This is a genomic window from Metabacillus sp. 22489, assembly GCF_052044855.1.
Lineage (GTDB): Bacteria > Bacillota > Bacilli > Bacillales > Bacillaceae > Metabacillus > Metabacillus niabensis.
Map to the genome: position 1 here is coordinate 1 of NZ_JBQENT010000130.1, position 552 is coordinate 552.

Below are 552 nucleotides of genomic sequence, written 5' to 3' on the forward strand. Positions count from 1 at the left end.
AATTGTTCTGCGACTATATCATCTTGAATTTGATTTCGTATATATTCTTCTATTACCTTCTTGTTTCTTCCAACTGTATCAACATAATAACCAGTACACCAAAATTTTCGGTTTCCGTACCTATATTTCAAATTTGCGTGACGATCAAATATCATTAAACTACTTTTCCCCTTTAAATATCCTACAAATGAAGACACACTTATCTTGGGCGGAATACTAACTAACATATGTACATGATCTTTACACGCAGTTGCTTCAATAATCTCCACCCCTTTTCTTTCACATAAGGTACGAAGTATCTCTCCAATATCCTTTTTTATTTTTCCATAAATCACTTGTCTTCTGTATTTGGGGGCAAAAACTATGTGATACTTACAATTCCAAGTTGTATGTGCTAAACTATTATTGTCTTTGGACATATAAAACTCCTCCGTATGCTCATATTTTGGTTGGGGAACCAAAAATATTTTAGCACCACGGAAGAGTTTTTTTAATACCACGCTGAAAGCTTTTTGGAACCCTAGGCCTAGCCTAGGGTTTTCTTTTTCACAA

The 552-nt window shown here is 34.2% G+C and carries 1 protein-coding gene; it reads right to left on the reverse strand.

What is annotated here, in order from left to right; all coding sequences use genetic code 11:
- On the reverse strand, positions 1-419 hold a 419-nt coding region (gene tnpA, locus ACTJJ9_RS26395; RefSeq protein ID WP_440769013.1), incomplete at its 3' end, for an IS200/IS605 family transposase.
- Positions 420-552: the final 133 nt, after the last annotated feature.